Raw genomic sequence first — 2,116 nt, 5'->3', positions numbered from 1 at the left:
GCGCTGGTAGGTGGCCCGCAGCTGGGCAATGAAGTGCTGCGTGAGCAGCGGAATGTCGGCCGGGCGCTCGCGCAGGGCGGGCAGGCGCACGGCAATCAGGTTGATGCGGTAGAACAGGTCTTCGCGGAAGCGGCCCTGCTGCACCATCTCGGCCAGGTTGCGGTTGGTGGCGGCGATGACGCGGATGTCGAGCCGGCGCGGCTTGCTGTCGCCGAGCACTTCATAGGTGCGGTCTTGCAGCACGCGCAGCAGCTTCACCTGGCTGGCCATTTCGAGCTCGCCGATTTCGTCGAGGAAGATGGTACCGCCGTTGGCCAGCTCGAAGCGGCCCACGCGGTCGGCCTTGGCGTCGGTGAAGGCCCCGCGGCGGTGGCCGAACATCTCGCTCTCGAACAAGCTGGCCGAGATGCCGCCCAGGTTCACCTTCACGAAGGGCTGGCGGGCGCGGTGGCTGTTGCGGTGAATGGCCTCGGCGATGAGCTCCTTGCCGGTGCCGCTTTCGCCCTCAATGAGCACGGCGGCATCGGTGGCCGCTACCTGGCCCACCTGCCGCAGCACGTGCAGCAGCTGTGCATCGTGCCCCACGATGGGCTGGAACTGGAACTGCTGGTCGAGCTGCCGGCGCGGGTTGGCGGCGCGGTCGGGCGCGGGGCCAGCGACGGCATCAGAGGGTTCGAGGGTAACGGTTTCGGGCGCGTCGGCAGGAGCTTCGTGCAGGGCCAGCACTGTACCGATGGTTTGGAGCAGGGCGTCGTTGTGCCAGGGCTTGGTCACGAACTCGGCCGCGCCGGCCTTCATACCGGCCACGGCCAGCTCGATGCTGCCCCAGCCGGTGATGAGGATGACGGGTACTTGCGGCACTTCAGTCTTAAGCTGGCGCAGCAGGGCCAGGCCGTCGTGGCCGGTGGTGGCCAGCGAGAAATTCATGTCGAGCAGCACCAGCTCGGGCGGGGCGGCGCGCACCACGGCCAGGGCTTCGGCGGGCGTGGCCACGGCCTGCACGGGGTAGCCGGCCTGCTTCAGCAGCAGCTTCAGCGAGGTGCGGATGGCCAGGTCGTCGTCAATAATCAGGAACATATTTGGTGCTTAGTGCTTGGTTGTTGGTGCCTGGTTGTTATTTCTTGTTAGCGCGAAGCATGCATTATTTGCAGAGTCGGACTGCTCTTTTCTGCAACCAAGCACCAACAACCAGGCACTAAGCACTAAAAACTACCGCTGCTTCACGCTGCCGCCGCTGCTGGTGTGCTTGCGCACGCGGGGCGAGCCGGTGTAGCGGATGTCGCCGCCGCTGCTGGCGGTGGCGGTGAGGGTTTCCTGCACGGTTACGAGCAGGTTGCCGCCGCTGCTGGCCGAGGCCTCGCATACCTTGGCCGCCAAGCCTTCGCCCTTGAATACACCGCCGCTGCTGGCCCCCACCTCGAGGCGCTGGGCACTGCCGGCCAGCGTGGCCACACCGCCGCTGCTCACCTGGGCCCGCAGGTCGGTGCTCACGAAGGTGGCCCGCAGCGAAGCGCCCGACGAGGCTTCCACGTCGAGCTTTTGGGTGGTGAAGGGGGCGGTGACTTCGGCCTTGGCGCCGCTGTTGGCGTGCAGGGCCGTAAGCGTAGTGGCCGTGGCATTCACGCGCAGGTGGCGGGGCTTGTTAAAGCCCATCGACTCGGTAAGGGCGCGGTCGTAGCTGATGACGAGCACGCCGTTGCGCACTTCGGTTTTGAGACGTTCGAGCTGGTCGGCATCGTCGGCGCTGGCCTCTACGCGCTGGGTGCTGCCGGGCGCGAGGCGCAGCTCAATGCCGCTGCCTACTTCCACGGCATGGAAAGCGGCCACATTGCGCACCTGAGGCGCGGTTTGGGCCCAAGCGGTGGCCGTGCTCAAAAGGCAGAAAAGGGCGGTGGCGGGAAGGTTTTTCATGGTGTCGCAGAAAAGAAAGTGAGAAAAGCCGAAAGTACTACGGCGGCAGATGCCGCCGGGGGCGGCGGGGTTGCCTGGGTAGCGAGCAGGGGAATTGGTAAAAGGACAGCTCCTCTCCGCCAACCCATCACCCCGTTCCTATTCCTCGCGCAACGCCACGGCCGGCCGGATGCCTGCCGCCTGCCGGCTCGGCTGCGCCGCGCAC

At 66.5% G+C, this 2,116-nt stretch carries 2 protein-coding genes; both read right to left on the bottom strand.

The annotated features are described in order from the left end of the window. On the bottom strand, positions 1-1,077 hold a 1,077-nt coding region (locus ACYVDE_RS21010; RefSeq protein WP_460503491.1), incomplete at its 3' end, for a sigma-54-dependent transcriptional regulator. Between the two features lie 132 nt (positions 1,078-1,209). Then, positions 1,210-1,911, bottom strand: coding sequence for a head GIN domain-containing protein (locus ACYVDE_RS21005; RefSeq protein ID WP_460503490.1), 702 nt, complete (start codon positions 1,909-1,911; stop codon positions 1,210-1,212). Positions 1,912-2,116: the final 205 nt, after the last annotated feature.

It is taken from the genome of Hymenobacter agri (assembly GCF_054778495.1).
Note: the sequence above shows the minus strand (reverse complement) of the source record. Positions and strands in the feature narration are given on the sequence as shown.

Excerpts from the sequence above, each read along its gene's own strand:
- ACYVDE_RS21005 (WP_460503490.1), bottom strand. The coding sequence starts at position 1,911 with ATGAAAAACCTTCCCGCCACCGCCCTTTTCTGCCTTTTGAGCACGGCC.